The following is a 25,619-nucleotide window of genomic DNA, read 5'->3' on the forward strand; positions in this document are numbered from 1 at the left end:
CCCCAGAAGGGCGGACGGGCCGGGCCTGGGTCTCAGGGTGGGGGGTGCGAATCAGCGGCTGGTCAGCAGGCGGGTACGGCGTGACCGGCGCAGGTAGCGTGGGCCGGGAGGACGCGGTGGTGGGAGAGGTCGGTGTGGAGCGGGACGTGCGAGTGGTGTTCGGGGTGCTCGGGCCGACGGTCGCGTCGGACGAGGACGGGCGGGAGCTCGCCCTGAAGGGGCCGCGGCACCGGGCCGTGCTGGCCCGGCTGATCGTGGCCCGCCGCCGGGTGGTACCCGTGTCCCGGCTGGTCGAGGACCTGTGGACGGAGCCGCCCGCCGGAGCCGTGGGCGCCGTCCAGACCTTCGTGGCGGTCCTGCGGCGCGCCCTGGAGCCGGACCGGCCGCCCCGGGCGCCGGCCCGGCTGCTGGTCACCGACGGGCCCGGATACGCCTTGCGTGCCGCGCCGGACACGGTGGACGCCTGGCGCTTCGAGACGGCGCTCGGTACCGCGGCCGGTCTGCCCGCCCCGGCGGCGCTCTCGACCCTGGAGGAGGCTCTGGGCTGGTGGCGGGGCCCGGCGTACGCCGAGTTCGCCGGGGAGGGGGAGGACTGGTCCCGCGCCGAACGGGCCCGCCTCGCCGAACTGCGCCTCCAGGCCGTGGAACGCCGTGCCGAGACCCTGCTCGCCCTCGGCCGCCCCGCCGACGCGGTCCCCGACCTGGACGCCCACCTCACGGACCACCCCTGGCGGGAGAACGCCTGGCGCCTGCTGGCCCTGTCCCTCTACCGCCAGGACCGCCAGGGAGACGCCCTCGCCGTCCTGCGCCGCGCCCGCACGGTCCTGATCACCCAACTGGGAGTGGACCCGGGCCCCCACCTGCGCCACCTGGAATCAGACATCCTCACCCAAAACCCCCACCTGAACCTACCCCCACCCACCCAGGGGCGCGGGGAACGGCGCAGTCTTTCGTCTTTCAGGGGCGCGGGGAACGGCGCGCCCAGCCCCAACGCACCCGCACTTGGCAACGAGGCCGACGCCCCACCCACCCAGGGGCGCGGGGAACGGCGCAGTCTTTCGTCTTTCGGGGGCGCGGGGAACGGCGCGCCCAGCCCCAACGCACCCGCACCCGACATCGCACCCGGCGGCAGCCACACCGCACCCGGCGGCAGCCACACCGCGACCGAGGTCACGGCCCAGCTGTGGACCCGGGCCGCCGAGTCCTACCACCGCACCGTCGCCGGAGGCGCCCGCACCCGCCTCCACTCCACCGTCGGCCTGCTCCGCAACCTCGCGGTCACCGGCGGCGCGGGCCTGGAGGAGGCCCGCCGCCACCGCACGGCGGCCATCGCCGCGGCGGAGGAGTTCGCCGACCCGGAGCTGACCGCCCGGGTGATCGGCGCGTACGACGTCCCGGCGATCTGGACCCGCGCGGACGACCCCACGGCCGCCGCCCACATCGTGGCCGCCGCGGAACGAACCCTCAGAGCCCTGCCGGCAGGCACCCGCGCGCACGACCCGGCCCGCTGCCGCCTCCTGGCCACCATCGCCCTGGAAACCCGCGGAGCGCACGGCCGGCGCGGCCCCGACGCCGCCCGCGAGGCGGAGACCCTCGCCCGCCGCCTCGACGACCCCGCCCTGCTGGCCTTCGCCCTCAACGGCACGTTCATGCAGTCCTTCACCCGCGCGGGCCTCGCCCCGCGACGCGACGCGATCGGCGCCGAACTCGTCGAACTGTCCGCACGCCACGGCCTGGTGACCTACGAGGTCCTCGGTCACCTCATCCGCCTCCAGGCCCGCGCGGCACTCGGCGACCTCCCCGGCGCGGACCGCCACGCGACCGCCGCGGACCACCTCGCCGAACGCCACGAACTACCCCTCGTGAGCGTCTTCACCGAGTGGTACGGAGCCCTGCGGCTCAGCGCGACCGGCCGGCCGGCCGAAGCGGAGAAGGCCTACCGCGCCGCCGCCACCCGCCTGGCGGGCGCCGGAATGCCCGGCCTGGAACGCGGCCTCCTCCCCCTAGCGCTCCTCTGCCTGCGCCTGACCCACGACCTCCCGGTGGACCCGGACCGGGACCCGGACCCGGACCCGAATCCGGACCAGCGCCCCCGGCCGCCCGACTGGGGCCCGTACCGCCCCTGGGCCGAGCCGTTCACGCTGCTCGAAGCAGGCCGCCGCACCGAGGCCCGTACCGCCCTGCGCGCCCTCCCGGAGCCCCCGCACGACCTCCTGTACGAGGCCTGCTGCGCGCTGGAGGCCGAAGCCGCCCGCCGCCTCGGCGACCGCCCCGCACAGGAACGCGCCCGCGACCGCCTCCGTCCCGCCGCCGCCGAACTCGCGGGCGCGGGCAGCGGGTTGCTCACGCTGGGCCCGGTTGAGCGGTACCTCACCGACCGGCCGTGACGGCCGTACCCGCGGTCACGGTTCAGCTCGGTTCAGCTCAGCTCAACTCAGCTCATCGGGGTCCGGCTCGGCCTCCGACTCTGCCTCCGACTCCGACTCCGCCTCCGGGGCGGGGACCGAAGCCGAGTCCGAAGCGGAAGCCGAAGCCGGAGCCGAAAGCGCCGCCGCGGGCGTCCGGCCGGCCAGGACCTCCTCAAGGCGCCGCGTGCCGGCCTCGGCGGCCCGCCGGATGTCCTCGGCGTCCACCTCGTCGAGTCCGCCGTCGGTGAGGGAGAGCGCGCTGTCGCCGACCCGTACGGCGGCGTGGTCCAGGGTGAGCACGGCCGGCCAGCCGCCGCCGTCGCCGCTCACGGTCACCCGCAGACCTTCGGCGGCCTCGCCCAGGCCGGGCAGCGGCGCGGCGACGGCCCGGACGGTGAACTGGCCGCCCCTGACATCCGTGGCCGTGAACTGCCCGCACCTCTCCGGCACCGTCTTCAGCCAGGCCAGCGAGGAGTCCAGCGCCGCCCGGTCGTACGCCCCGACCTGGTACCGCAGCTGCGCCCCGGCGCCGGTGTCGTCGAAGCCGGCCGCCGCGCGGGACCCGGCGGGATCGCCCAGCAGGTTCTCGGCGTACAGGCCGTCGAGCAGCCGCTGGCAGTCGGTGACGTCCGCCTTGCCCTTGAGGAGGGCGTCCCGCCAGGTCGCCGCGCCCTGGGTCCCCGTCCAGCCGTCGCCGAGGTCGGCGGGGGTGATCAGCGCCGACTTCGCCTGCGCCTCGGTGAGCGTGCGCGCGACGGTGACCGACGGGGAGGGGGAGGGGGCCCGCGCGGCCACGGCGGAGGCGGAGGCCGCCGCGTCGTCCGCGGCACCGGCACCGGCTCCGCCGCCACCGCCCGAGCACCCGGCCGTCGTGAGCAGCGCGGCCACCGCGAGGACCGGGACGAGGGCCGGCCCGAGGGCGGGGACGGTACGCCGGTGACGGCGCTGACGGCACTGACGGCGGGGCGGACGGTTCAGCACGGATGCCTCCTACGGCTCCCGACGACAGGGGTTCTGCTGGATCTCCTCCCACGGCACCATCGCGCGGCACCTCCCACCAGCGCACCGGGCCGACCGGGTGAGCCGGCGGGCGCCTTCGAGATGCCTCCGCCCACTCCCGCGGCCACACTGACCCCATGCCGGGACGGATCGAGGACTACGCCCTCGTCGGAGACCTGCTGACCGCCGCTCTCATCGGCCGCGACGGCAGCCTCGACTGGCTGTGCCTGCCCCGCTTCGACTCCCCCGCCTGCTTCGCCGCGCTGCTGGGCGACGAGAACAACGGCCGCTGGCGGATCGCCCCGGTGGCCGCGTACGACGGCTCCGGCCCGCCGGCCTCCACCCGCCGCTACCGCGGGGACTCCCTCGTCCTGGAGACCGAGTGGGAGACGGACACCGGCCGGGCCACCGTCGTCGACTTCATGCCGCGCCGCGACGGCGCCCCCAGCGTCGTACGCCTCGTCGAGGGCGTGTCCGGCACGGTCGACCTGCGCATGGACCTGCGGCTGCGTTTCGAGTACGGGAGCGTGGTGCCCTGGATGCACCGCGAGCACGGGCAGCTCACCGGGGTCGCCGGACCCGAGTCGGTGCGGCTGTCCACGCCCGTCCCGCTGACCGCGCACGGACACGCCCACACCGGCGACTTCACCGTCACCGCGGGCGAACGCATCCCCTCCGTCCTGACCTGGCAGCCCTCCCACCTGCCCGCCCCCGGCCCCGTGGACCCCTTCGAGGCGCTGCGCCGCACCGAGGAGTACTGGAGCGACTGGCTGCGGCCGTTCTCGTACGACGGCACCTACCGCGAAGCGGTCGTACGCTCCCTCATCACCCTCAAGGCCCTCACCTACGAGCCGACCGGCGGCATCGTCGCCGCGCCCACCACCTCCCTGCCCGAACAGCCCGGCGGGGTACGCAACTGGGACTACCGCTACTGCTGGCTGCGGGACGCCGGCATGACCCTGGAGGCGCTGCTGCGCAGCGGCTTCACCGCCGAGGCGGACGCCTGGCGCGGCTGGCTGGAACGGGCCGTGGCCGGCCGCCCGCAGGACATCCAGATCATGTACGGCATCGGCGGCGAGCGCAGACTCACCGAGTGGACGGCCGACTGGCTTCCGGGGTACGAGGGTTCGCGGCCGGTGCGGATCGGCAACGGCGCCGCCGTGCAGCAACAACTCGATGTACCGGGCGAGTTGATGGACACCCTGGCCCTGACGCTGAGTTCGGGGCTGCGGCCCCAGCGGCATCTCGTCGCGCTCCAGCGGGCCGTGCTCGACCATCTGGAGAAGGTGTGGTCCCGGCCCGACCAGGGCCTGTGGGAGATGCGCGGCGAACCCCGCCACCACGTCCACTCCAAGGTCATGTGCTGGGTCGCCTTCGACCGTGCGGTCCGGCTGGCCGAGGACCACGGGCGCCCGGGGCCCGTCGCCCACTGGCGGGAGATCCGGGACCGTATCCACCGGGAGGTCTGCGAGCGGGGCTTCGACCCGGCGCGTTCCACGTTCACGCAGTCCTACGGTTCGCGCGCCCTCGACGCGGCGCTGCTGCTCATCCCGCGCACCGGGTTCCTGCCGCCGGACGACCCGAGGGTGGTCGGCACGGTCGCCGCCGTCGAACGCGAGCTGGCGACCGACGACGGCCTGGTCCGCCGCTACTCGACGAACGCCGGCGGATCCGCGGGCCCCGACGGGCTGGCCGGGGGCGAGGGCGCCTTCCTGGCCTGCTCCTTCTGGCTCGCGGACGCCCTGCGGCTGACCGGGCGCGAGGACGAGGCCCGGACCCTGTTCGAACGGCTGCTGCTCCTGCGCAACGACGTAGGCCTGCTGGCGGAGGAGTACGACCCCGTCGCCGGCCGCCAACTGGGCAATTTTCCCCAGGCGTTCACGCACGTGCCCCTCATCAGAGCGGCGTACGAACTCGACCGCCACGCGACCGGTCGTCGGTAAGAACTTGTTCCGTGAAGTACCGGTGAATCCGCGGCGACTTCTGCGAGGCTGACCCGATGCCGACCCTTTACAGAAGACTGCTCGGATTCCTTCCCCGGATAGGTGTGAAGGTGGTCGATCTCGGTCCCGGTACCTCCCTGCTGTTCCGGCGGGGCGACCGCACCGTCGTGCCGGTGGGGAGCGGCGCCGATCTGGTGACCCGCGGCCGGAGCCGGTACGCGGTCACGGACGCCGGCACCGACACCTGGGTGGTGGCCCGCGGGTCGGCGCAGCGGGACGTGCGGAGTGTCCCCCTCGGCGACACGGGCGCGCGCCTGCTCCTCGACAAGGCGGTCCCGGCGGACGGGGAGCGGGAGTTCCAGCTCGCCGCCGCGCACTATCTGTGCACGCAGCATGTGGCCGCGCTGCTGGAACTGAACCGCGTGAACTGCGTGTTCGACGTCGGGGCCAACAGCGGGCAGTACGGGAAGGGGCTGCGGCGCTTCGGCTACACCGGGCGCATCGTGTCGTTCGAGCCGGTCTCCGCGACGTTCGAGAAGCTGCGGAAGTCCGCCGAGAACGACCCGGACTGGCATGTGTACAACTTCGCGCTCGGCCGCGAGGAGGCGGTGCAGTCCATTCATGTGGACTGGAAGTCCATGAACTCCCTGCTTCCGCCCAGCGAGTACGGCAAGGAGCGCTACCGGCGGTTCGCCAAGGGGCGTACCGAGGAGATCGAGATCCGGCGTCTCGACGGCGTGATGCAGAAGGCGCTCGAAGGGGTCGAGGACCCCCGGCCGTATCTGAAGATGGACACGCAGGGCTTCGACATGGAGGTGTTCGCCGGGGCGGGTGAGCGGATCTCGGAGTTCGTCGGGATGCAGTCCGAGGTGGCCGCTCTGCGGTTGTACGAGGGGAGTCCGGCGATGAGGGAGGCTGTCGCCGCTTACGAGGCGGCGGGGTTCGGGGTCACCGGCATGTACCCCGTGACCCGAGACCCCGCGACAGGCCAAGTAGTCGAATTCGACTGCGTGATGGTCCGCCCTCCCTCCAACTGAGTGCGCAGTTCCCCGCGCCCCTGGTGGGATGTCGGGTTCGGGTCGCCTGTGGCTGGTCGCGCAGTTCCCCGCGCCCCTGAAAGGCGGGGCTGCGCCCCGGCCTTTCATCTTTTGGGGGCGCGGGGAACTGCGCGGGCAACCCCCACCGGGCCCGCAGCCGAACGACCCCGCGGCCCGCAGGGCGTTCGCAGGGTCGGGGGATCGGTAGGCTAAGGGGACTGCGAGTCCCCCCATCCGCGCGCTTCCGTAACACTGAAGTGCCGTTCGCGGTAGTCGTGTTGGCCTTCTGCTGTTGAGGATGATTCGCTGGTGCTCGTCGCGGAGCGGTATCGGTTGCAGGCGTCCATCGGCCGAGGCGGGATGGGCGAGGTGTGGCAGGCCACCGACGAGGTGCTCGGCCGGGCCGTGGCCGTCAAGCTGCTGCTGGGGGACGAGGCGGACAGCGCCGCGTCCGCGAGGTTCCGGCTGGAGGCCCAGACGGCGGCCAGGCTCAGCCACCCGTACGTCGTCGCCGTCTTCGACTTCGGCGCCTGGGACGACCGCTTCTACCTGGTCATGGAGCTGGTCGAAGGCCGCAGTCTGGCCCAGGAGCTGACCGCGTCCGGCACCCTCGGGGCGGAACGGGTGGCCACCATCGCCGCCCAGGCCGCAGCGGGCCTCACCGCCGCGCACCGCGAGGGGATCGTGCACCGGGACATCAAGCCCGGCAACCTCCTCGTGGACGCCCAGGGCACCGTGAAGATCGGCGACTTCGGCATCGCCCGTTTCGTCGACGACCCGTCGTCCGCGCTCACCACGGCCGGCCAGATCGTCGGCACCAGCCTCTATCTCGCTCCCGAGCGGGCCCTTGGCCGTCCGGCGTCCGCCGCCTCCGACGTGTACTCCCTGGGCTGCGTGCTCTACCAACTCCTCACCGGCAGACCGCCGTTCCAGGGCGAGAGCGCGACGGTCACCCTGCACCAGCACATCGACATGGCGCCGGTGCCGCCCCGTGAGCGCGGTGTCCAACTGCCGCCCGCCTTCGAGAACTACCTCCTCGGTCTGCTCGCCAAGCAGCCCGAGGACCGGCCCACGGCCCAGGAGGTCGCGGACTGGTTCGGCACGGGCGCCTGGCAGGGACGGGCCGAGCCGCTCCCGGTGGCCGCACAGCAGGCGCGTACCCAGGTGTCGTACGCGACCGCTCCCCCGCAGCAGCCCGGGGGAGCCGACAGCGGGGCCCCGACGACGTACCGGCTCCCGGCGACCGCCGCGCAGCCGACCGGGCGCTCCGCGCACGCGGCCCGCTCCGGTCCCCTGCCCGCCACGGCACCCTCCTCGCACGCTTCGCACTCCGCCCGTTCCGGGCCTTCGCGGCGCGCACGGCCCGCCGGCGGTGGCGGCGGACGCGGCGGTGTGGGAACCGCCGTCCGTCGCAGGCCCCGGGTGTTCGGCATCCTCGCCGGTGCCGTGATCTTCGTACTGGCCGTGCTCGCGGGCATGTCGATGTTCTCGCCGGAGAACACCGGGTCGGAGGACGGGTCGAAGGACGCGACACCCTCCGCCGGTGCGACCGCGGGCTCGTCCGGCAGGTCGGCCACCGGGGCGCCCGTGGCCGGAGCGGTGGACCAGGGCCAGGACCAGGACCAGGGCCAGGGAGGGGACCGGGGCGGGGAACAGGGTCAGGAGACCGGGACCGCGCCCGACGTCAATACGGCGCCCTCCGCCTCCCCCTCCGTCACGGAGGAGATTCGGGAGGTCGTGCCGGACCCCGACGAGGACGCGGGGAAGCCGCGCAAGCAGGACAAGGGCGAGGAAGACCAGTCGGACGACCAGGACGACGACGGGGACGACGCGGACGACGGCGAGGAGTGAGCGCCAGGGAGGGCGGTCGGCAGGGCGGCCGGGGAGGGTGATTCCCCGGACGTCCTTCGGAGTCCTCAGAAGTCCTTCTCCGGCCAGTCCAGCAGCCGCGCGCCGATGACCGCGGTCTGCAGCGTGTACCGGTGCACCGGGTCCGCCGGGTTCGACCCGGTCAGCTTGTGGATGCGTTCCAGCCGGTAGGTGAGCGCGCGGACGCTCAGCGCCAGGCGCCGGGCGGCCTCCGCGGCGACACAGCCCGAGTCGAAGTACGCGGTGAGCGTGTCGAGGAGCGGTTCGGCGCCGCCGCGGGCCGCGCGCAACGGTCCGAGCGCGCTGACCACCAGGTCGGCCATGGCCTGCCGGTCCCGGGTCAGGACGGGATAGACGAGCAGGTCGGCGGAGCGCAGCACGGGCGTGTCGAACTCCAGCCGGTCCGCCAGGTCGAGGGCGTTCAGCGCCTCCTCGTAGGACTGGACGACCCCGCCGGGCCCTGGCTGGGAGCGGCCGATGGCGACCTGCCCGCCGTCGGTGGCCGCGTACGCCTGCTTGGCGAAGAACGTGAGTACGTCGTCCTGGTCGCCGGGGGCGATGCACACCAGGCGCCCGTCCTTGGTGGTGACGAGGATGCTGCGGTCGCCGAACCTGGCGATCAGCGCGCGCTCCACCTCGCGGGGCACGGTGTCCCCCTCGTCGTACCCGTCGTGACCCGCGCTGCCCCGGGCCACGGCGACGGCGTGCGCGTGCGAGAGGCGCAGCCCGAAGCGTTCGGCGCGTTCCGCGAGCAGACCGAGGTCGCTGCGGCCGTGCAGCAGGTCGTCGATGAACTCCCGGCGCGCGGCCTCCTCCTGGCGTACGGCGAGGAGCTGCGCCCGTTCGTAGCCCTCGGCGAAGGCGTCGACGGCCTGCTCGACGGCGGCGAGGGTGCTCTCCCCGGCGGTAACGGGCCAATGCACGCGCGCGGTGGTGAGGTGGGCGCCGACCAGGGCGCGCAGTCCGAACCCGGCCTCGGCGGCCCGTTCGCCCAGCGCACGCCGGGAGTCGAGTTCGTCCCGGGTCAGCCGCCGGCCCGTCGCGGAGGCGTCCGCGAGGATACGCGCGTACCCGTCCAGGTACTCCTCGGGTACGTCCCGCCCCGCCATGCGCGCCCCTCTTCTCCCGATGAGCCGTTTTCCCTCGATGAGCTGGTGACGCCTTTCTAGCGCATGGGGCGGGGGTGTGGTGCGGTGAGGGTGGGGTTCGCTGCCGGGACACGGCAGAGGCGGGGCCCCGGTACCGGCCGTCGGCTGACGGTGTTCGCTACCGGGGCCCCTGTCCGTCCCCCGTTGCAGGCCCACGCGGATCCCCCGTCACTTCCGCGTGGTTCCCTGTTTCTGCCCGCCCATCGTGCCCGGGGGAGAGGGACCCGCGCATTGCCGGATCCCGGCAGTCTTCGCGCGTCCCTGATGCCGGGCGGCGCCAAGGGGCCGAGACACCCGGGGCTCGTGTGTCGAAGCGGCACCAAGAAAGCGTAAAGACTGCCGGAATCCGGCAATGTGTATAACGCATGAATCTGGCACACTGCGAGTCCGCCGAGGTGATCGGCACAGTCGGGGAGGTGGCCGGATGAACCTGTTTCTCGGTCTCGGCATCGCGGGGGTCGTGCTGCTGCTTCTGACGCTGGTCTTCGACGGCGTAATGGAAGGGCTGTTCGGCGGGGCGGGTTTCCTGGACGGGCTCTTCGACGGACTGCTCTCGCTGCCGGTGATCGCCGGGTTCGTGTCGATGCTCGGCTTCGGCGGCGCCCTCGTGCTCGGCACCACCGGACTCGGAGCCGGGCCCGCCACCGCCGTGGGTATCGGGGCCGGGGCCGCGGCGGGCGGGCTGACCTGGCGGTTCAGCCGGGCCCTGATGCGCGACGAGCCGTCCGCCACACCGCGCGGCACCGACCTCGTCGGCAGTGCGGGTTCCGTCGTCACCCCGATCCCGGTCGGCGGTTACGGCGAGGTGCTCGTGCGTCTCGCGGGCCAGCCGCTGAAACTCGCGGCGAAGAGCCCCGAAGCGGTGGCCCGGGGCACCGAGGTCTGGGTCGAGGAGTCCTTGTCACCGACGTCGGTGGCGGTCCGCCCGGTCCGGCGCTGAAGCGATCCGCAGTTGGCATTTCTTGGTCGTTGGCTCTCTGTTCTCTGTTCTTTGTTCTTTGTTCTTGATTCTGGTCCGTAACGATCTGCCGCCTTGGGGGTGGCAAGGGGGGAATTCATCATGAGTCCAGTGCTCGTCGCGGTCGTGGGAGTCGTCGTACTCCTCGTCCTGCTCGCGCTCGTCGTCGTCACGCGGTACAAGGTGGCCGGGCCCAGCCAGGCCTTCATCGTCACCGGGCGGCGCGGCAAGAAGTCCACCGACCCGGACACCGGGCGGGTGTTCACCGACAACAGCGGCCAGAAGGTCGTGGTCGGCGGCGGTGTCTTCGTCGTGCCGTTCGTCCAGCAGAAGTTCACGCTCGACCTGTCCAGCCGGCACATCCCGATCACGGTGCGCGGCGCGGTCACCCTGCGCGGCGTCAAGGCGAACCTCGAAGGCGTCGCCATCGTCAAGGTCGGCGGCACCGAGGACTCCATCCGCGCCGCCGCCCAGCGGTTCCTGATGCAGCAGAACGGCATCGTCGGCTTCACCCAGGAAGTGCTCTCCGGCGCGCTGCGCTCCATCGTGGGCCGTATGTCGGTGGAGGACATCATCCGGGACCGTGCCGCGTTCGCCGGGCAGGTCGCGGAGGAGGCCGAGGCGAGTCTGTCCGGACAGGGCCTGGTGCTCGACGCCTTCCAGATCCAGGACATCACCACGGAGGGCTCCTACCTGGAGGACCTCGGCCGCCCCGAGGCCGCCCGCGCCAAGCAGGAGGCCGACATCGCGGAGGCGGTGGCCCGGCGCGCCGCCGAGCAGGCCCGGCTGAAGGCCGAGGAGGAGATCGCGATCGCCCAGCGGACGTTCGCGCTCAAGACCGCGGAGATCAAGGCCGAGACGGACGAGGCGGCGGCCCGTGCCGCGGCGGCCGGTCCGCTCGCCGAGGCGGCCCGCAGTCAGGAAGTCCTCGCGGAACAGGAGAAGGTCGCCCAGCGGCAGGCCGCGCTGACCGACCGCGAGCTGGACACCAAGGTCCGCAAGCCGGCCGACGCGGCGCGTTACCAGGCCGAGCAGGAGGCGGAGGCCCGCCGGGTCGCGCTGGTCAAGCAGGCCGAGGCGGACGCCCAGCGGTCCCGGCTGACCGGTGAGGGCGAGAAGGCGCACCGCGCGGCGCTCGCCGACGCCGTACGGATCGAGGGTGAGGCGGAGGCCGCGGCGATCGGGGCGAAGGGGGCCGCCGAGGCGGAGGCGATGCGGCTGAAGGCCGACGCGTTCTCGCGGTACGGCGACGCGGCGGTGCTGCAGATGGTCGTCGAGGTGCTGCCGCAGGTCGTCGCCAAGGCGTCCGAGCCGCTCAGCGCGATCGACAAGATGACGGTGATCTCGACGGACGGGGCGAGCCAGTTGTCCCGTACGGTCGCGGACAACGTCGCCCAGGGGGTCGAGCTGCTCAGCTCCACGACGGGGGTCGACCTGCCGGAACTGCTGCGCAGGATCACGGGGCCGACGGCCGCGCCGACCGCGCCGCCCGCCAACGGCAAGGTCGACGTCACCGACTGACGGCACGGCATCCGCCTGCGGGCCGGTGGAGGCTGCGCCCCTGCCTTTCATCTTTTGGGGGCGCGGGGAACTGCGCGGCCCACCCCCACCGGCCCGCAAAGGGAAGCATTCCGGGGCCCGCCGTAGGGTGAACGGATCAGCAGATCGACATCGGACAGGGGACCAGTCATGGGCACTCCACGCCTGAGCAGTACGCCGTTGCCGGGAATCGGGGTGCGGTACGACCTGACGACCCGCGAGCAACGCCGCCTCTCGGTGGTCGCGCACCGCGACGGCGGCCGGACGCTGAGCGCGTACCGCAAGGACGACCCGGACGCCTGCGCCCTGTCCGTCCGGCTCTCCGCAGGAGAGTCCGCGGCGCTCATCGACGCCCTGATGCCCGCCCACCACAGCCCCAGCCTGCTGTCCACGACCGAGCTGGGCCTGGTCGCCGAACGTATCGAGCTGTCGTCGGTCTCGTACTGGAACGGACGCCTGCTGGGTGAGACCTGCATGCGGACCGAGACCGGTGTGTCGATCGTCGCCGTACTGCGTCGCGCCGAGGCCATTCCCTCGCCGACGCCGGACTTCCGGCTGGCCGGCGGGGACACCCTGATCGTGATCGGCACCCGCGAGGGCGTGGAGTCGGCCGCGACCATACTCGGAAGGGAGTGACACGTGCACTCGTCCGCGGTCTTCCTGATCGAGTTCGGCGCGATCATCCTCGGTCTGGGGCTGCTCGGCCGGTTCGCCGGACGGTTCCAGTTCTCGCCGATACCGCTCTATCTGCTGGCCGGGCTGGCCTTCGGCGAGGGCGGGCTGCTGCCACTGGGCACCAGCGAGGAGTTCGTCGCGATCGGCGCCGAGATCGGCGTCATCCTGCTGCTGCTGATGCTCGGGCTTGAGTACACGGCGACCGACCTGGTCTCCAACCTCAAGACCCAGTACCCGGCGGGCCTGGTGGACGCCGCCCTGAACGCCCTGCCCGGCGCGGCGATGGCGCTGCTGCTCGGGTGGGGGCCGGTGGCCGCCGTCGTCCTCGCCGGAGTCACCTGGATCTCCTCGTCCGGTGTCATAGCCAAGGTCCTCGGCGACCTGGGGCGGCTCGGCAACCGTGAGACTCCGGTCATCCTGAGCATCCTGGTCCTCGAAGACCTCTCCATGGCGGTCTACCTGCCGATCATCACCGCGCTGCTGGCCGGTGCGGGTCTGGCGGCGGGCAGTGCCACGCTCGCCATCGCGCTCGGTGTCGCCGGGCTCGTGCTCGTCGTCGCGGTGCGGTACGGCCGCCACATCTCCCGGTTCGTGTCCAGCGACGACCCGGAGAAGCTGCTCCTTGTGGTGCTGGGGCTGACCCTGCTGGTCGCCGGTGTGGCGCAGCAGCTGCAGGTGTCGGCGGCGGTGGGGGCGTTCCTGGTCGGGATCGCGCTGTCGGGGGAGGTGGCCGAGGGGGCGCACGGGCTGCTGTCGCCGCTGCGGGACCTGTTCGCCGCCGTCTTCTTCGTCTTCTTCGGGCTGCACACCGATCCGGCGAGTATTCCGCCGGTGCTGCTGCCGGCGCTGGCGCTGGCCGTGGTCACGGCCGGGACGAAGATCGCGACGGGTTACTGGGCCGCCAAGCGGGCCGGGATCTCGGCGAAGGGGCGGTGGCGGGCCGGCGGCACGCTGGTCGCTCGCGGCGAGTTCTCGATCGTCATCGCCGGGCTGGCGGTGACGTCCGGGATCGAGCCGCGGCTCGGGCCGCTGGCCACGGCGTATGTGCTGATCCTGGTGATCGTCGGTCCGCTGACCGCGAGGTATACGGAGCCGGTGGCTGCGCTGCTGGTCGGGCGGCGGTCGGCCGGGCCGGGGCCTGGGCCTGGGCCCGACGCGGCGGAGGACCGGGACCTGGTCCCGACCCCGGACGCGCCCGCGGAGAAGTAACGGCCGCGGCCCGCGCAGTTCCCCGCACCCCTGGGGTGCGGCCGTACGTCTGGTGCGGGCCGCCACAGCGGACCCGCACGGGACAGGCAGGCGGGCCGGGGAACGGCGCGGGCGGTCACGAGTGACCCCCCGTTCAGGCCCTCGGCCCCGAGGGCCGCCGCCCCGGCGGCGGACCGTCCGGGGGGACGACCTCTCCCCGGACCACCCGCGGAGCGTCCCCCTCCGAAGTCGACGAAGTCACCCCCGCCCGCCTCTCGGCTTTAAGGATCCGCGCGGACTTCCCCGCGGAACGGGCCAGATCCGGCCCCTTCTTCACGGCCAGGACGACGATGACGACGACGAGGACGACGGCGAGCTCGCTCAGCCCGAACATGTGCGTCCCCCCTTCCGCCCCGCCCCCGTCAGACGCCGACGCCGAAGTCGGAGGCGATGCCCGCCAGTCCGGAGGCGTATCCCTGGCCCACCGCGCGGAACTTCCACTCGGCGCCGTGGCGGTACAGCTCGCCGAAGACCATCGCCGTCTCGGTGGCGGCGTCCTCGGACAGGTCGTAGCGCGCGATCTCGGCGCCGCCCGCCTGGTTGACGACGCGGATGAAGGCCCCCCGGACCTGCCCGAAGCTCTGCCCGCGGGCCTCGGCGTCATGGATGGACACGGGGAAGACGATCTTCGCGACCTCGGCCGGCACGGTCGCCAGGTTCACCTTGACCGACTCGTCGTCACCCTCGCCCTCACCCGTGAGGTTGTCACCGGTGTGCTCGACCGAGCCGTCGGGGCTCTTCAGGTTGTTGTAGAAGATGAAGTGCTGGTCGGAAAGGACCTTGCCCGACTCGTCGACCAGCAGCGCCGAGGCGTCGAGGTCGTAGTCCGTGCCCGTCGTGGTCCGCACGTCCCAGCCGAGGCCGACCAGCACGGCCGTCAGGCCCGGCGCCTCCTTGCTGAGCGAGACATTGCCGCCTTTGGAAAGGGAAACTCCCACGCCGATCTCCTTATTGGTGCGAACGTACCTCGTGGGGCAGAATCTACAGCACTGTAGAAAATAAGGAAGGAGACAGGACGTGACGGACCGGCGGCAGCGTCCCCCGCGCCGGGGGCAGGGTGAGCTGGAGGCGCAGGTCCTGTCGGCCCTGCGTGCGGCGGAGGGGCCCGCGACGGCGGGCTGGGTGCAGGAGCGCCTGGGTGGTGACCTCGCCTATACGACGGTGATCACGATCCTGACCCGGCTGCTGGCGAAGGGCGCGGTGAGCCGTGAACGCGTCGGCCGGTCCTTCGCGTGGACCCCGGCGTCGGACGAGGCGGGTCTGGCGGCCCGCCGGATGCGCCGGGTCCTCGACGGCGAACGGGACCGGGAAGCCGTACTCGCGAGCTTCGTGACGTCCCTGGAGCCCGACGACGAACGCCTGCTGCGCGACCTGCTGGCCCACCCCGGGGCGGAGAGGGAGGACTGAGACCCCTCCGTTCGGAGCGAGCCGCGCGCGGAGTGGCCGACCAGCCGTCAGCCCTCGTCCTCCCCGGCTTCCTCCCCCGAGCCTGCTTCCTCCCCCGAGACCGCTTCCTCCCCCGAGCCCTCCTCCTCGTCCCCTTCGAAGAAGTCGCCCACCTCGTCCACGACCTCCGCCGCCACCAGCCCGCCGGCGACCCCGACCGCGAGCCCCGCCGCACCCGCGGCGACCCCCGCACCGATACCGGGGACCGACCGCTCGTGCAGCTCGTGCCGGTCGTGCCCGTACGCCGCGTCGGGATCGTAGGACTCCCGGTGCTCGACCAGCTGCCGGACCCAGCCGTCGACCACGGCGTTCCAGTCCTGGTGGCCGACCCCCTCGTGGGAGACGGTGAACCGGGTGAGCGTGTCGTCGCCCGAGGAGAGGAGACCGCCGCGCTTGTCGGCCTCCAGGACCACCTCCATGCCGGCGGGGGCGGCGAGGAAGGTCACCTCGATCTCGTTGACCGCGTGGGCGTACGCGGGCGACGGGGTCAGTTCCAGCTCCTGGTAGAAGGGGAGCTGCTGGCCCGTACCGCCGATCCGGCCCAGTTCCAGGTCCGCGGACCTGAAGCCGAAGCCGAGCTGCCCGAAGGCCTCCAGGATCGCCTCCTGCACGGGCCGGGGTGCCACGGTCAGCCGGTCCAGGTCGCCTTTGTCCCGCGCGCCCGCCACCGAGAGTTCCGTACGCAGGCCGAGGGTGATGCCCAGCTCCTGCCCGTACAGCTCGGTGACCGGGGTCTCCCACGGGAGCGTGACGCCGAACGGGACGGTCCGCTCCTCGCCCTCGGCGAGCCGGAGGCCGCCGCCGACGGTGAAGCGGTCGAAGACGATCCCGCTCTCGCTCTCCCCCTCCTCGTGCTCGGCCTCGACGCCCGCGACCAGTTCCAGCGTGATGTGCTCGATGTCGACGTCCGAGCCGCCGCCCCTGAGCCGGATCTCGCCCGAGAGGGTCCCGCCGGGCAGGGCGGGGGCGGGGCTCAGGACCGTGTCCACCGTGGGGCCGCCCACGCCGAGTGATCCGAGCAGCCGTTTGAACACCATCGAGGGGTCCACTCCTTCGTGTGCGGGTGATCGTGCCCGGCCATGCTCCGCGTACATGTACGGGTCATGCTCTACGTACATGTAGAGGTTAAGGGCGGCCCGTCGCACCGGAATCAGGCACCCCCGCCCACGTCCCACCTGGGAGAACGTGAGCTGCGCCACGTGAGGCCGACACCTCTGGACTCCTTACTTTGCGATTCCTTTACACTGGGTCGAACGCCTGACGACGACGAAGGAGCAGCGGTTCCACCATGGGTGAACCTCCTAGTACCAGCCGTGCCACCCCCGGCCCGAGACGTACGCGCACGGGAGCGGGGGTGGCACGGTGACCGAGATCCTGCTGCTTCTGCTCGCCCTGTCGCTCACGCTCGCCTGCGCGGTGTTCGTGGCGGCCGAGTTCTCGCTGACCACCGTCGAGCGCGGTGATCTGGAGCGGGCGGCCGAAGCGGGCGAGCGGGGCGCGGACGGTGCGCTGAAGGCCGTACGGAAGCTGACGTTCCAGCTGTCCGGCGCCCAGCTGGGCATCACCGTCACCTCCCTGGTGATCGGCATGCTCGCCGAACCGTCACTGGCCGTCCTCCTGGAGGGCCCGCTCACGTCGTTGGGCCTGGGCGGCGCGGCCTCGACCACGGCGACCCTGCTCGGCGTGGTGCTCTCCACCGTCGTCCTGATGGTCGTCGGCGAGCTGGTCCCGAAGAACTGGGCGATCTCCCGCCCGCTGGCCGTCGCCAAGGTGGTCGCGGGTCCGCAGCGCGCCTTCACGGCGGCGTTCGGCCCGTTCATCCGGCACCTGAACAACACCGCGAACCGTTTCGTACGCCGCTTCGGTCTGGAGCCCGCCGAGGAGCTGGCCTCCGCCCGGGGCCCGGAGGAGCTGGTGGCGCTGGCCCAGCACTCGGCCGCCCAGGGCGCCCTGGAGCCGGACTCGGCCGAACTGTTCGTCCGTACGCTGCACCTGGGCGAGCTGACCGCCCAGAACGTGATGACACCGCGCGTCGACGTGCGGGCGCTGGAGGCGCACGCCACGGCCACCGACGCCGCCAACCTCTCGCACGCGACCGGCCTGTCCCGCTTCCCGGTCTACCGCGACAGCCTGGACGAGGTCGTCGGCACGGTCCACATCCGTGACGTACTCGCCCTGGAGCCGGACGAGCGGGCCACGACGCCCGTCACCGAACTGGCCACGGCCCCGCTGCTGGTGCCCGACAGCCTGCCCGCCGACCGGCTCCTGGAGCGCATGCGCACGGCCCGCACGATGGCCGTCGTCATCGACGAGTACGGCGGCACGGCGGGCGTGGCCACGGTGGAGGACATCGTGGAGGAGGTCGTCGGCGAGGTCCGCGACGAGCACGACCCCGTCGAGATCCCCGACCTGCTGCCCGCCCCCGCCGCGGCGGACGGCCGCACGGCCTGGGAGGCGGACGGCGGCGTACGGCTGGACGAGCTGGCCGCGACAGGCCTGCGCGCGCCGGACGGGCCGTACGAGACGGTCGCGGGCCTGGTCGCCACCCGGCTGGCCCGCATCCCGGTCGAGGGCGACGTCCTCGACCTGGGCGGCTGGCGGCTGGACGTCCTCGCCGTGGAGCACCACCGGGCCGACCGGGTCCGTATCACCGGACCGGCCGCCGAGCCGGGCGACGGTCACGGCGGTCACGACGGCGGTCACGGAGACGACCACGACGGCGACCAGGACGGCGAACCGGTCGGTCAGAGCGCGCGGGAGTCACGATGAGTACATCCACCACGATCCAACTGCTCATCGGCGCCCTCACCCTGCTGACCAACGCGTTCTTCGTCGGCGCCGAGTTCGCCCTGATCTCCGTACGCCGGAGCCAGATCGAGCCGCTGGCCCAGGAGGGCAACAAGCGTGCCCGGATGACCCTGTGGGGTCTGCGGCACATCTCGGCGATGATGGCCACCGCCCAACTCGGCATCACCGTCTCGTCGCTGGTCCTGGGCGCGGTCGCCGAACCGGCCATCGCGCACCTGCTGGAGCCCGCCTTCGAGGCGGCGCACATCCCGCACGGCCTGGTGCACCCGATCGCCTTCGTGATCGCGCTCACCGTGGCGACGTATCTGCACATGCTGTTCGGCGAGATGGTGCCGAAGAACATCGCGCTCGCCGCACCCGCGCAGACCGCGTTGCTCCTCGGTCCGGCGCTGGTGGCCCTCACCCGGGCCCTGAAGCCGTTCATCTTCGGGATCAACGCCTTCGCCAACGCCCTGCTGAAGCTGCTGCGCGTCGAGGCCAAGGACGAGGTGGAGTCGGCGTTCACGGACGACCAGCTCGCCCGGATGGTCGTCGACTCCAGCGAGGCCGGGCTCCTGACGGCCGCGGACGGCGAACGGCTGCGCGACGCACTGGAGCTGGGCACCCGCCCGGTCGGCGAGATCCTTGTCCCGGCCCAGCGGATGCGCACGGTCGACGACACCGTGACCCCGGCGCGGCTGGAACGCGCGGCGGCCGAGGCCGGCTTCTCCCGGTTGCCCGTGACCGGCGGGGACGGCACGCTGCTCGGCTACCTCCACATCAAGGACACCCTCGGCGTCGTCGAACGGGACCGGCCGTTCCCCCGGAGCGCCCTGCACCCGGTGACCCGCGTCCGCATCGACACCCCGCTCGACGACACGCTCACCGCGCTGCGGGCCACGGGCAGTCACCTCGCGGCGGTCACCGGCGAGGCGGGCAAGGTCCTCGGCTTCGTCACCATGGAGGACGTCCTGTCGGAGCTGGTGGGCCCGTCCCCCGCGGGGGCCTGACCGGTGTGCCCTGTCGGCGGTCGGCGGTCGGCCGACCGCCGGGCCAGGGCGGGTTTCCGCGTGAGCTGACGGCAGCCGGTCGTCGAGCGGCGTGAAGTCACCGCAGCGGTCTGCGGATCCAGACCTCCCCGGCCATCGCATCCGGGCCGGGGCCGGCGTCGAAAGCGGTGTACGGGGCGCTGTGCGGACCGAGGACACCGAACCTCGACCATCCCCAGGCGCGGAACGCCTCCGCCGCGGCGCCCGGCGGCCCGTCGCCCCCGGCGGCGCCGTCGGTGCCGTTGCCGCTGCTGTCGGAGGGGCGGTCCGTGTCCCGGCCGACGGCCGCGACGACCAGATCGGCGTCGAGCCGGAGCAGCAGCCGTTCGACCAGGCGTGTGGCGATGCCGCGGCGGCGGTGGGCCGGCAGCACCATCAGTTCGGCGAGCAGGAACGTACGGCCCGAGGCGGTGAGTTCCTCGATGTCCCTCGGCAGCTCCCCCTGGAAGTCCGACCACCACTCGCCGGTACGCGGCACTCGGAACCCGTACGCGCAGCCGACCGTCCCGGCCGTGTCGGCGACCACCATGTCGAAGCCGGTGTGCTGCACATGCTGCTCAAGCCGGAGCAGGAAGCCCTGGCGGTCACGGTGTTCCGCCCCCGCCGCGCCGTGGTACGCGCTGACGTACACGTCCGCGACGGCGTCCCGCTGTTGCTCCGCCTGCCACCGGGACAGTCTGCGCAAGTACACCTCTGCCATACGGGCCTCCCCCCGGCCGCGGGACGGACATCCCCGGACTCGGCATCATCACAGCAGGAGCCGCCGGGGTAAACGGGGCATCCGCACGGGTCGGTGATGGCCCGTCATGTTCGGCGGCGTGCTCGGGCCCTTCGCGCGGCCGGGCAAGGGAGAGGGGAGGGAGGTGGGAGGGGGCGGGGGGGATCCGTGGAACACATGTGCCACGGGCCGTGCGGCCGTGGACGGCGTCGCGCGGCGGACGACGGTTCACAGGGCTGTGCAGGGCCGCCGCTCTCGCCTACGCTCTGAACAGAATGTGTGTGAGGCTCACCTGGACCCGTGGTCAGCACCCGAGCCCGCCGATGATGACGAAGCCGCGGTCCGCGGCTTCCCTCGCGCCCCCTGCCCCCGGGTGCACCAGCCCCTGACCCCTGGTGCCGGGACGAGGCGATCGAGAACGCCGAGCGAGTTCCCCTTCCCGCCGCTTCCCTTGCCTGCGGGCCCCCTGTCCACATGTCCCTTGCGGACCCGTCGGCGGTGCACTCCCGCGTGCCGCCGCGACCCGCCGAGGGATCTCATGCCCCGAAACCGCTGCCGGGGGGCGGCGCGGAAGGGCGGTGCGGTCGCCGCCGGTGCGCACGACACCGGCGGCGACCGCCACACCACGGGCCCGGGCGACGCGCGACGCGTGCCCCGCGCCATCCGCGCCATCCGCGTTCCTCGGGTGCCGGCCGGTGCGTCACAGACGGATGACCACGAGCGCCGTGCCGTCGTCCGCCGCGGGCCGGCGGATGTCAGCCGATGCAGAGAACGAGCAGGCAGAGCTGCGAAGGCGAAGTCGCCGACGGCGAGGGGCTCGCCGGTGACGTCGTCGAGTCCGCCGCGCCCGTGCCGCCTGAGCTGCCCGTGCTACTCGTCCCTTCGGTGTCAGCGGGTGTGGACGGCTGCTGTGACGCGCTGTCGGCCGGGTCCTGAGAAGCGGACGAGGCGGACGAGGCAGACGAGGACGGCGAGGACGACGACGAGGCCGGGGAAGAGGCCGAGGAGGCGCTCCGCGACCGCTGGTCGGACGCCGATGCCGTACCCGGGGCGGGCGCGTCCGGCCGGGAGCCCTGCGGGGCGACGGAGGACGGGACGGCCGCGCCCCGCCCGGCCGACCGGCCGCTCGCGGTCGGCCGCGTGGACGTGGCCGCCGAGGACCGCCGCGCGTCGGGCCGTGTCGACGAGGGACGCGTGTACTGCGTCGCCTCTTCGGCCGCGGAGCCCGCGCCTGTCTTCGTACTCGTGCCCATGCCCGTGGCTTCCGGAGCCGACGCGGCCTCCGCCCGGTCGGCCGAGAGCCGGTCCATGGCGGTGAAGGTCAGACCGCCTCCGACGAGCGCGACGGCGGTCGCGACGACGGCCCGGCGCTGGTTCTTCTTCCAGCGGGCACGCCGGCGACGGCGTGCGGCCCGCCCCTGCGGTGCGGGCGTCGCCCCCTCGAAGCCCTCGAAGCCCTCGTGGTCGCACGCGTCGCCGTCGTACGTGCCGTGGCCGGACGGGTCGGGGGCGGCTGACGAGGCAGGGGCGGACGAGGCGAGGGCGGCGGGCTCCCACACCGAGACGTCCGGGAGGTCCGGGAGGTCCGGCCCGTCCGGCACGTGGTCCGGCGTCGTGCTCGCGGGGGCCATGGTGACCCGGGGCTGGACGGTGTGGCGGCTGACGGTGACCGGGGCGATGTCGGGGGCGTAGGCGCCGCATCCGGGGCACACCAGGGCGCCGTTGAGATGCCGACGACACGAGGAGCAGTAGTCCATCAGCGTCTTCCTGAGTTGACTGGTCGCCGCCCCGCCGGTTCCCTGCCCGGTCATGGTCGTACGTGGGTACGTGGGGTCGAACGCCAGCCACGCTAACCAGGCCGCCGAGGCACTGTGTGCAGCCTGTGTGACGCTCCTGCGCGGATTCACCGGGGCCCGAGGGCAATGCCGCGCGCATCAGGACATCGCGCCCGCCCGCTCCGGAAGGGCGCGGGGAACCGCGCGACCGGCCGCAGCGCGCCCGTCGGCCGGGTCAGGAGGTCCCGGATCCGTCCGATGCCCCCCGACCCGCCGTGCGCCGGTACTCGGCGTTGATCCGCTGTGCTTCCTCAAGCTGGTCCTCAAGGATCACGATGCGGCAGGCGGCCTCGACCGGCGTACCCCGGTCGACCAGCTCGCGCGCGCGGGCGGCGATCCGGAGCTGGTAACGGGAGTAGCGCCGGTGCCCGCCCTCGGAGCGCAGCGGCGTGATGAGCCTGGCCTCCCCGATGGCCCGGAGGAATCCAGGAGTGGTGCCGAGCATCTCGGCGGCCCGGCCCATCGTGTACGCGGGGTAGTCGTCGTCTTCCAGTCGATTGCCCAGCGGATTCTCTGCTGTCATGTCACCTCGTTCTGCAACGCGTCGAGGGGCCCTGGTGCCGTACGGCACCAGGGCCCCGAAGGAAATTGAACACCATCTGCCGGCGCTACTGCCGCGCCGACCTTCTGTTTCCGCCGCCCGGCCCGGGAGAGGGCAGGGAGTACGGGGACCGTGGTTGCGTGACCGGGGACCACCTTCCAATCCGGGGTCTGGCGGACCCGGCCGAATGTTCTCGGCCGGGCGATCCTGATGGCGTCTGCTCCTTCCGTCCTTCTTCGAAATCCATGGTGGTGCTGGTGGCGGCTCCTCGGCCCGCGAGCCACCCAGCGCGGTCGTCAGTCCCGTCACCGTCCTGCGAACCACGTGGCTTCGGAACTCCACAACCGCTCTGAACTGCGCACTTCTCGTACTCGGACCCGTCAGTTCGTGTCTGCGGGCCTTGCTCGACCTCGTCTACGAGAGAAACCTTAGCCACGTGCGCGGCCAATGTCTACTCTGGCAAAGATAGATTTTTGTCAGCATGAATCCCAAGTATCTTGGTGTCATCTCTGCGGGAGGTGGGTAGGGCCGACCGCTGCATAGAATCGGCTTCCATGTCGAACCCTGACGAACTGCTCGTCGGTATCTCAGCCCTGGTGGAGTCCGGGCAGAGCAATCGGATGTCGCTGACCGTGGTCGCCGGTGGTGCTGTCATCACCGGCAGACTGGCTCCCGAAGCCGTGTGGCGGGAGCGGGTCTCGGAGGTGCTGAAGGACTCCGACCATCTGGGCCCGTTCTCCGCCGTCTTCCTCGCGGGCCGGCCACAGGACCGTGCCGATCACGGCGACCGCGGCGACCACGCCGGCCGTGACGAGGCGCCCACCCATCTGCACTTCCATCTCGCCCGCATCCTGCAGGGCAACGTCGGGATTCCCGAGACCGGCGGGATGTACCGCGTCGCGATCACGGATGTCAGCGCCTGGACCGTGGGCGACTTCAGCTACTCCGACCACTGAGCCGCCGGTACCCGTCCGTACCCGCCTACACATGACGAAGGGCCCTGCCGACGTGCGTCGGCAGGGCCCTTCACTGTCCTGCGGGTCAGCCGGCGACGGCCGCGTCCGCGTTCCTGTCGGCGTTCATGTCCGCGGTCGCCTCGGCGGGCGCGTCGGCGTCCACGGCCGGGGTGGGCTCGGCCTCGCCGAGCATCGCCGAGGCGTTCTGGAGCGGGGTCAGGACGCGCGGCGCGACGGGCGCGGGCTCCTGGACGCTGCGGCACGTGAAGCCGAGGCGGGCCATGGCCCGGGTGACCTCACCGCCGGTGAAGTCGCGCCGGTCCTGCCGGGTGATGATCTCGCCGACCTGCTTGACCGGGTACTGGCGGCGGCCGATGAGCACGGACTCACCCGTGATGGCCTCGGGCTTGACACCCTTCATCGAGTCCAGCACCCCGCTCTTGGTGAGGTCGAACGGGAACCGGGCGATGACACAGCGCATGATGCCTCACAGACAGAGAGGGAGAAGGAGGGCCGACCCGGGACGGGGGCGGGGTGGGGCGGGGTGGATCAGCCGGGCGGGGCGAGGACGTCCAGTCCTGGACGGTACTCGCCGCGGACGCCTGGCGGGGCGGCAGAACTGCCGCGACCGCGTCACGTGACCGGACCGGCCCCCGCCGGCCCGCGCACGCGGGACCCTGCCCGGCGGGGCGCTCAGGCAGCCGCGTCGACGGCGGACGAGCGGGGCGCCGGACGGCGTGCCGCGTCGCCCGTGGAACGGGTGCGGCTGCCGCGCCCGCGCCGGCCGCGGGACGCCGCGGAGGGTGCGGAGGAGGAGGTGCTGCGCCGGGGCCGCTCGGAGGCGGGGGCGGTGATGGTGACCGGGACGCCCGAGGGGGCCTGGGCGCCGGTGATGCGGTTCAGCTCGGCTTCGCCCGAACGGACCTGGGTGGTCTGCGGGTTGATGCCCGCGGCGACCATCAGACGGCTCATGTCACGGCGCTGGTTGGGGGTCACCAGCGTGACGACGCTGCCGGACTCGCCCGCCCGGGCCGTACGGCCGCCGCGGTGCAGGTAGTCCTTGTGGTCGGTGGGCGGGTCGACGTTCACGACCAGGTCGAGGTTGTCGACGTGGATCCCGCGCGCCGCGACGTTGGTCGCCACCAGCACCGTCACATGCCCGGACTTGAAGCGGGACAGGGTCCGGGTGCGCTGCGGCTGGGACTTGCCGCCGTGCAGGGCCGCGGCCCGTACCCCGCTGTTCAGCAGGTGGTCGGTCAGCCGGTCCACCGCGTGCTTGGTGTCCAGGAACATGATCACGCGGCCTTCGCGGGCCGCGATCTCGGTGGTCGTGCGCTGCTTGTCCGCACCGTGCACGTGCAGGACGTGGTGCTCCATGGTGGTCACGGTGCCCGCGGAGGGGTCGACGGAGTGGACCACGGGGTCGGTCAGGTAGCGGCGGACCAGCAGGTCGACGTTGCGGTCCAGCGTGGCCGAGAACAGCATCCGCTGGCCCTCGGGGCGCACCTGGTCGAGCAGCGCGGTGACCTGCGGCATGAAGCCCATGTCGGTCATCTGGTCGGCCTCGTCGAGGACCGTGATGGCGACCTGGTTCAGCCGGCAGTCGCCCCGGTCGATGAGGTCCTTGAGGCGGCCCGGCGTGGCGACGACGACCTCGGCGCCGGCGCGCAGCGCACCGGCCTGCTTGCCGATCGACATGCCGCCGACGACGGTGGTCAGCCGCAGCCGCAGGGAGCGGGCGTACGGGGTGAGCGCGTCGGTGACCTGCTGGGCCAGCTCGCGGGTCGGTACGAGGACCAGGGCCAGCGGCTGCCTCGGCTCGGCGCGCAGGCCCGCCGTACGGGCGAGCATCGCGAGGCCGAAGGCGAGGGTCTTGCCCGAGCCGGTGCGGCCGCGGCCGAGTACGTCACGGCCCGCGAGGGAGTTCGGCAGCGTCGCGCCCTGGATCGGGAAGGGCACGGTGACGCCCTCGTGGCTGAGCGCCTCCAGCAGCTGCGCCGGCATGTCGAGGTCGGCGAACGCCTCGACGGCGGGCAGGGCCGGGGTGACCGTCTTCGGCAGCGCGAACTCGCCCTGGGGCGAGCTCTGCCGGCGGCCGTGGCCGCCGCCGTAGCCGCCGCCTTCGGAGCGGCGCGGGGAGCTGGAGCGGGTACCGCCACCGGTCCGGCCGGCGCTCGGAGCTCCGGCGCTGCGGGTACGGGAGTAGCGGTCGTTCGTGCGCGTGCGGTTCACGTGGAACCTTCCTTGACATGGCGCGTATCAAGGAATTCCCGCGGAAGACGAGCCGCGCAGAGAATTGCAAGAACGAGCCGAAGTAATGGGGAGCCGAATCGGTTGGGAAATCGAAGCGGCGGGGAATATTCGCGGGTGGCCTCGCCGGAGCGCGTTGCGCGTTTCCTGGGACGGGGTCGGTCGTTCCGTGCGGGTGGCTCCGAAGGATTTTCATCCGGAGCTTGGACGGAG

At 72.8% G+C, this 25,619-nt stretch carries 21 protein-coding genes and 1 pseudogene; 12 read left to right on the top strand and 10 right to left on the bottom strand.

The annotated features are described in order from the left end of the window. Positions 1–146: 146 nt before the first annotated feature. Positions 147–2,387, top strand: a complete 2,241-nt coding sequence (locus tag ACH4DZ_RS14565) for a BTAD domain-containing putative transcriptional regulator (protein WP_398287750.1) — start codon at positions 147–149, stop codon at positions 2,385–2,387. 42 nt (positions 2,388–2,429) lie between these two features. On the opposite strand, the gene ACH4DZ_RS14570 is transcribed toward ACH4DZ_RS14565, so the two are convergent. Next, entirely contained in the window at positions 2,430–3,389 is a 960-nt protein-coding gene (locus ACH4DZ_RS14570) for a hypothetical protein (protein ID WP_398287410.1), read from the bottom strand. Positions 3,390–3,544: 155 nt separating this feature from the next. Here ACH4DZ_RS14570 and ACH4DZ_RS14575 point away from each other — a divergent pair, with 155 nt between their 5' ends. From ACH4DZ_RS14575 to ACH4DZ_RS14585, 3 genes are all read left to right on the top strand, one after another. Then, positions 3,545–5,350 (top strand): glycoside hydrolase family 15 protein, encoded by a 1,806-nt coding sequence (locus ACH4DZ_RS14575; RefSeq protein ID WP_398287411.1) that lies wholly within the window; start codon positions 3,545–3,547, stop codon positions 5,348–5,350. A 56-nt stretch (positions 5,351–5,406) separates the two neighbouring features. Continuing rightward, on the top strand, positions 5,407–6,387 hold the full coding sequence (locus ACH4DZ_RS14580; RefSeq protein WP_398287412.1) for an FkbM family methyltransferase: 981 nt from the start codon (positions 5,407–5,409) through the stop codon (positions 6,385–6,387). A gap of 360 nt (positions 6,388–6,747) precedes the next feature. Further along, positions 6,748–8,238 (top strand): serine/threonine-protein kinase, encoded by a 1,491-nt coding sequence (locus ACH4DZ_RS14585; RefSeq protein ID WP_398287751.1) that lies wholly within the window; start codon positions 6,748–6,750, stop codon positions 8,236–8,238. 65 nt (positions 8,239–8,303) lie between these two features. Here the strand turns inward: ACH4DZ_RS14585 and ACH4DZ_RS14590 are convergent, their stop codons facing one another. Beyond that, the gene (locus ACH4DZ_RS14590; RefSeq protein ID WP_398287413.1) at positions 8,304–9,365 is read right to left on the bottom strand and encodes a PucR family transcriptional regulator; all 1,062 of its coding nucleotides are present in this window, start codon (positions 9,363–9,365) and stop codon (positions 8,304–8,306) included. A 463-nt stretch (positions 9,366–9,828) separates the two neighbouring features. On the opposite strand from ACH4DZ_RS14590, the gene ACH4DZ_RS14595 reads away from it, so the two are divergent. From ACH4DZ_RS14595 to ACH4DZ_RS14610, 4 genes are all read left to right on the top strand, one after another. Then, on the top strand, positions 9,829–10,344 hold the full coding sequence (locus tag ACH4DZ_RS14595) for a hypothetical protein (protein ID WP_398287414.1): 516 nt from the start codon (positions 9,829–9,831) through the stop codon (positions 10,342–10,344). Between the two features lie 120 nt (positions 10,345–10,464). Further along, entirely contained in the window at positions 10,465–11,883 is a 1,419-nt protein-coding gene (locus tag ACH4DZ_RS14600; protein ID WP_398287415.1) for a flotillin family protein, read from the top strand. Between the two features lie 168 nt (positions 11,884–12,051). Continuing rightward, positions 12,052–12,537, top strand: coding sequence for a cation:proton antiporter regulatory subunit (locus ACH4DZ_RS14605; protein WP_398287416.1), 486 nt, complete (start codon positions 12,052–12,054; stop codon positions 12,535–12,537). A 3-nt stretch (positions 12,538–12,540) separates the two neighbouring features. Then, entirely contained in the window at positions 12,541–13,785 is a 1,245-nt protein-coding gene (locus ACH4DZ_RS14610; RefSeq protein ID WP_398287418.1) for a cation:proton antiporter, read from the top strand. A 133-nt stretch (positions 13,786–13,918) separates the two neighbouring features. On the opposite strand, the gene ACH4DZ_RS14615 is transcribed toward ACH4DZ_RS14610, so the two are convergent. Further along, on the bottom strand, positions 13,919–14,158 hold the full coding sequence (locus ACH4DZ_RS14615) for a twin-arginine translocase TatA/TatE family subunit (RefSeq protein ID WP_398287419.1): 240 nt from the start codon (positions 14,156–14,158) through the stop codon (positions 13,919–13,921). A 28-nt stretch (positions 14,159–14,186) separates the two neighbouring features. Then, positions 14,187–14,762: a TerD family protein gene (locus ACH4DZ_RS14620; RefSeq protein WP_107017966.1), complete on the bottom strand. Its 576-nt coding sequence runs from the start codon at positions 14,760–14,762 to the stop codon at positions 14,187–14,189. A gap of 79 nt (positions 14,763–14,841) precedes the next feature. Between ACH4DZ_RS14620 and ACH4DZ_RS14625 the strand changes: the two genes are divergently transcribed. Further along, on the top strand, positions 14,842–15,231 hold the full coding sequence (locus ACH4DZ_RS14625; protein ID WP_398287420.1) for a BlaI/MecI/CopY family transcriptional regulator: 390 nt from the start codon (positions 14,842–14,844) through the stop codon (positions 15,229–15,231). A gap of 47 nt (positions 15,232–15,278) precedes the next feature. Here the strand turns inward: ACH4DZ_RS14625 and ACH4DZ_RS14630 are convergent, their stop codons facing one another. Next, complete coding sequence (locus ACH4DZ_RS14630; RefSeq protein ID WP_398287421.1) at positions 15,279–16,307, bottom strand: sporulation protein; 1,029 nt, start codon at positions 16,305–16,307, stop codon at positions 15,279–15,281. 325 nt (positions 16,308–16,632) lie between these two features. On the opposite strand from ACH4DZ_RS14630, the gene ACH4DZ_RS14635 reads away from it, so the two are divergent. After that, positions 16,633–18,039: a hemolysin family protein gene (locus ACH4DZ_RS14635; protein WP_398287422.1), complete on the top strand. Its 1,407-nt coding sequence runs from the start codon at positions 16,633–16,635 to the stop codon at positions 18,037–18,039. Further along, positions 18,036–19,067 carry a hemolysin family protein gene (locus ACH4DZ_RS14640; RefSeq protein ID WP_398287423.1) on the top strand — a complete coding sequence of 344 codons (1,032 nt, stop codon included), beginning with the start codon at positions 18,036–18,038 and terminating at the stop codon, positions 19,065–19,067. The genes ACH4DZ_RS14635 and ACH4DZ_RS14640 overlap by 4 nt, the downstream gene beginning before the upstream one ends. 97 nt (positions 19,068–19,164) lie before the next feature. On the opposite strand, the gene ACH4DZ_RS14645 is transcribed toward ACH4DZ_RS14640, so the two are convergent. The 3 genes from ACH4DZ_RS14645 to ACH4DZ_RS14655 form a co-directional block, all read right to left on the bottom strand. After that, positions 19,165–19,806 (bottom strand): GNAT family N-acetyltransferase, encoded by a 642-nt coding sequence (locus tag ACH4DZ_RS14645; RefSeq protein WP_398287424.1) that lies wholly within the window; start codon positions 19,804–19,806, stop codon positions 19,165–19,167. A gap of 773 nt (positions 19,807–20,579) precedes the next feature. Then, positions 20,580–21,635: a hypothetical protein gene (locus tag ACH4DZ_RS14650; protein ID WP_398287425.1), complete on the bottom strand. Its 1,056-nt coding sequence runs from the start codon at positions 21,633–21,635 to the stop codon at positions 20,580–20,582. A 199-nt stretch (positions 21,636–21,834) separates the two neighbouring features. Continuing rightward, a complete protein-coding gene (locus ACH4DZ_RS14655) occupies positions 21,835–22,182 on the bottom strand; it encodes a MerR family transcriptional regulator (protein ID WP_398287426.1) in 348 nt (115 codons plus the stop codon). Positions 22,183–22,754: 572 nt separating this feature from the next. Between ACH4DZ_RS14655 and ACH4DZ_RS14660 the strand changes: the two genes are divergently transcribed. After that, complete coding sequence (locus tag ACH4DZ_RS14660) at positions 22,755–23,156, top strand: hypothetical protein (RefSeq protein WP_398287427.1); 402 nt, start codon at positions 22,755–22,757, stop codon at positions 23,154–23,156. Positions 23,157–23,340: 184 nt separating this feature from the next. On the opposite strand, the pseudogene ACH4DZ_RS14665 reads toward ACH4DZ_RS14660, so the two are convergent. Next, positions 23,341–23,637 (bottom strand): annotated as a pseudogene (locus tag ACH4DZ_RS14665) (SCO5918 family protein); the annotation flags it as partial. A 212-nt stretch (positions 23,638–23,849) separates the two neighbouring features. After that, the gene (locus tag ACH4DZ_RS14670) at positions 23,850–25,388 is read right to left on the bottom strand and encodes a DEAD/DEAH box helicase (protein WP_398287428.1); all 1,539 of its coding nucleotides are present in this window, start codon (positions 25,386–25,388) and stop codon (positions 23,850–23,852) included. Between the last annotated feature and the right edge of the window lie 231 nt (positions 25,389–25,619).

The sequence above is a fragment of the Streptomyces sp. NPDC017991 genome (genome assembly GCF_044328075.1).
In the GTDB taxonomy this organism is placed as follows: domain Bacteria; phylum Actinomycetota; class Actinomycetes; order Streptomycetales; family Streptomycetaceae; genus Streptomyces.

What these genes read in the sequence shown, in the direction of transcription:
- ACH4DZ_RS14575 (WP_398287411.1), top strand. Translation starts at nt 3,545, where the DNA reads ATGCCGGGACGGATCGAGGACTACGCCCTCGTCGGAGACCTGCTGACC.
- ACH4DZ_RS14580 (WP_398287412.1), top strand. Translation starts at nt 5,407, where the DNA reads ATGCCGACCCTTTACAGAAGACTGCTCGGATTCCTTCCCCGGATAGGT.
- ACH4DZ_RS14585 (WP_398287751.1), top strand. Translation starts at nt 6,748, where the DNA reads ATGGGCGAGGTGTGGCAGGCCACCGACGAGGTGCTCGGCCGGGCCGTG.
- ACH4DZ_RS14590 (WP_398287413.1), bottom strand. Translation starts at nt 9,365, where the DNA reads ATGGCGGGGCGGGACGTACCCGAGGAGTACCTGGACGGGTACGCGCGT.
- ACH4DZ_RS14595 (WP_398287414.1), top strand. Translation starts at nt 9,829, where the DNA reads ATGAACCTGTTTCTCGGTCTCGGCATCGCGGGGGTCGTGCTGCTGCTT.
- ACH4DZ_RS14600 (WP_398287415.1), top strand. Translation starts at nt 10,465, where the DNA reads ATGAGTCCAGTGCTCGTCGCGGTCGTGGGAGTCGTCGTACTCCTCGTC.
- ACH4DZ_RS14605 (WP_398287416.1), top strand. Translation starts at nt 12,052, where the DNA reads ATGGGCACTCCACGCCTGAGCAGTACGCCGTTGCCGGGAATCGGGGTG.
- ACH4DZ_RS14615 (WP_398287419.1), bottom strand. Translation starts at nt 14,158, where the DNA reads ATGTTCGGGCTGAGCGAGCTCGCCGTCGTCCTCGTCGTCGTCATCGTC.
- ACH4DZ_RS14630 (WP_398287421.1), bottom strand. Translation starts at nt 16,307, where the DNA reads ATGGTGTTCAAACGGCTGCTCGGATCACTCGGCGTGGGCGGCCCCACG.
- ACH4DZ_RS14640 (WP_398287423.1), top strand. Translation starts at nt 18,036, where the DNA reads ATGAGTACATCCACCACGATCCAACTGCTCATCGGCGCCCTCACCCTG.
- ACH4DZ_RS14645 (WP_398287424.1), bottom strand. Translation starts at nt 19,806, where the DNA reads ATGGCAGAGGTGTACTTGCGCAGACTGTCCCGGTGGCAGGCGGAGCAA.
- ACH4DZ_RS14650 (WP_398287425.1), bottom strand. Translation starts at nt 21,635, where the DNA reads ATGACCGGGCAGGGAACCGGCGGGGCGGCGACCAGTCAACTCAGGAAG.
- ACH4DZ_RS14655 (WP_398287426.1), bottom strand. Translation starts at nt 22,182, where the DNA reads ATGACAGCAGAGAATCCGCTGGGCAATCGACTGGAAGACGACGACTAC.
- ACH4DZ_RS14660 (WP_398287427.1), top strand. Translation starts at nt 22,755, where the DNA reads ATGTCGAACCCTGACGAACTGCTCGTCGGTATCTCAGCCCTGGTGGAG.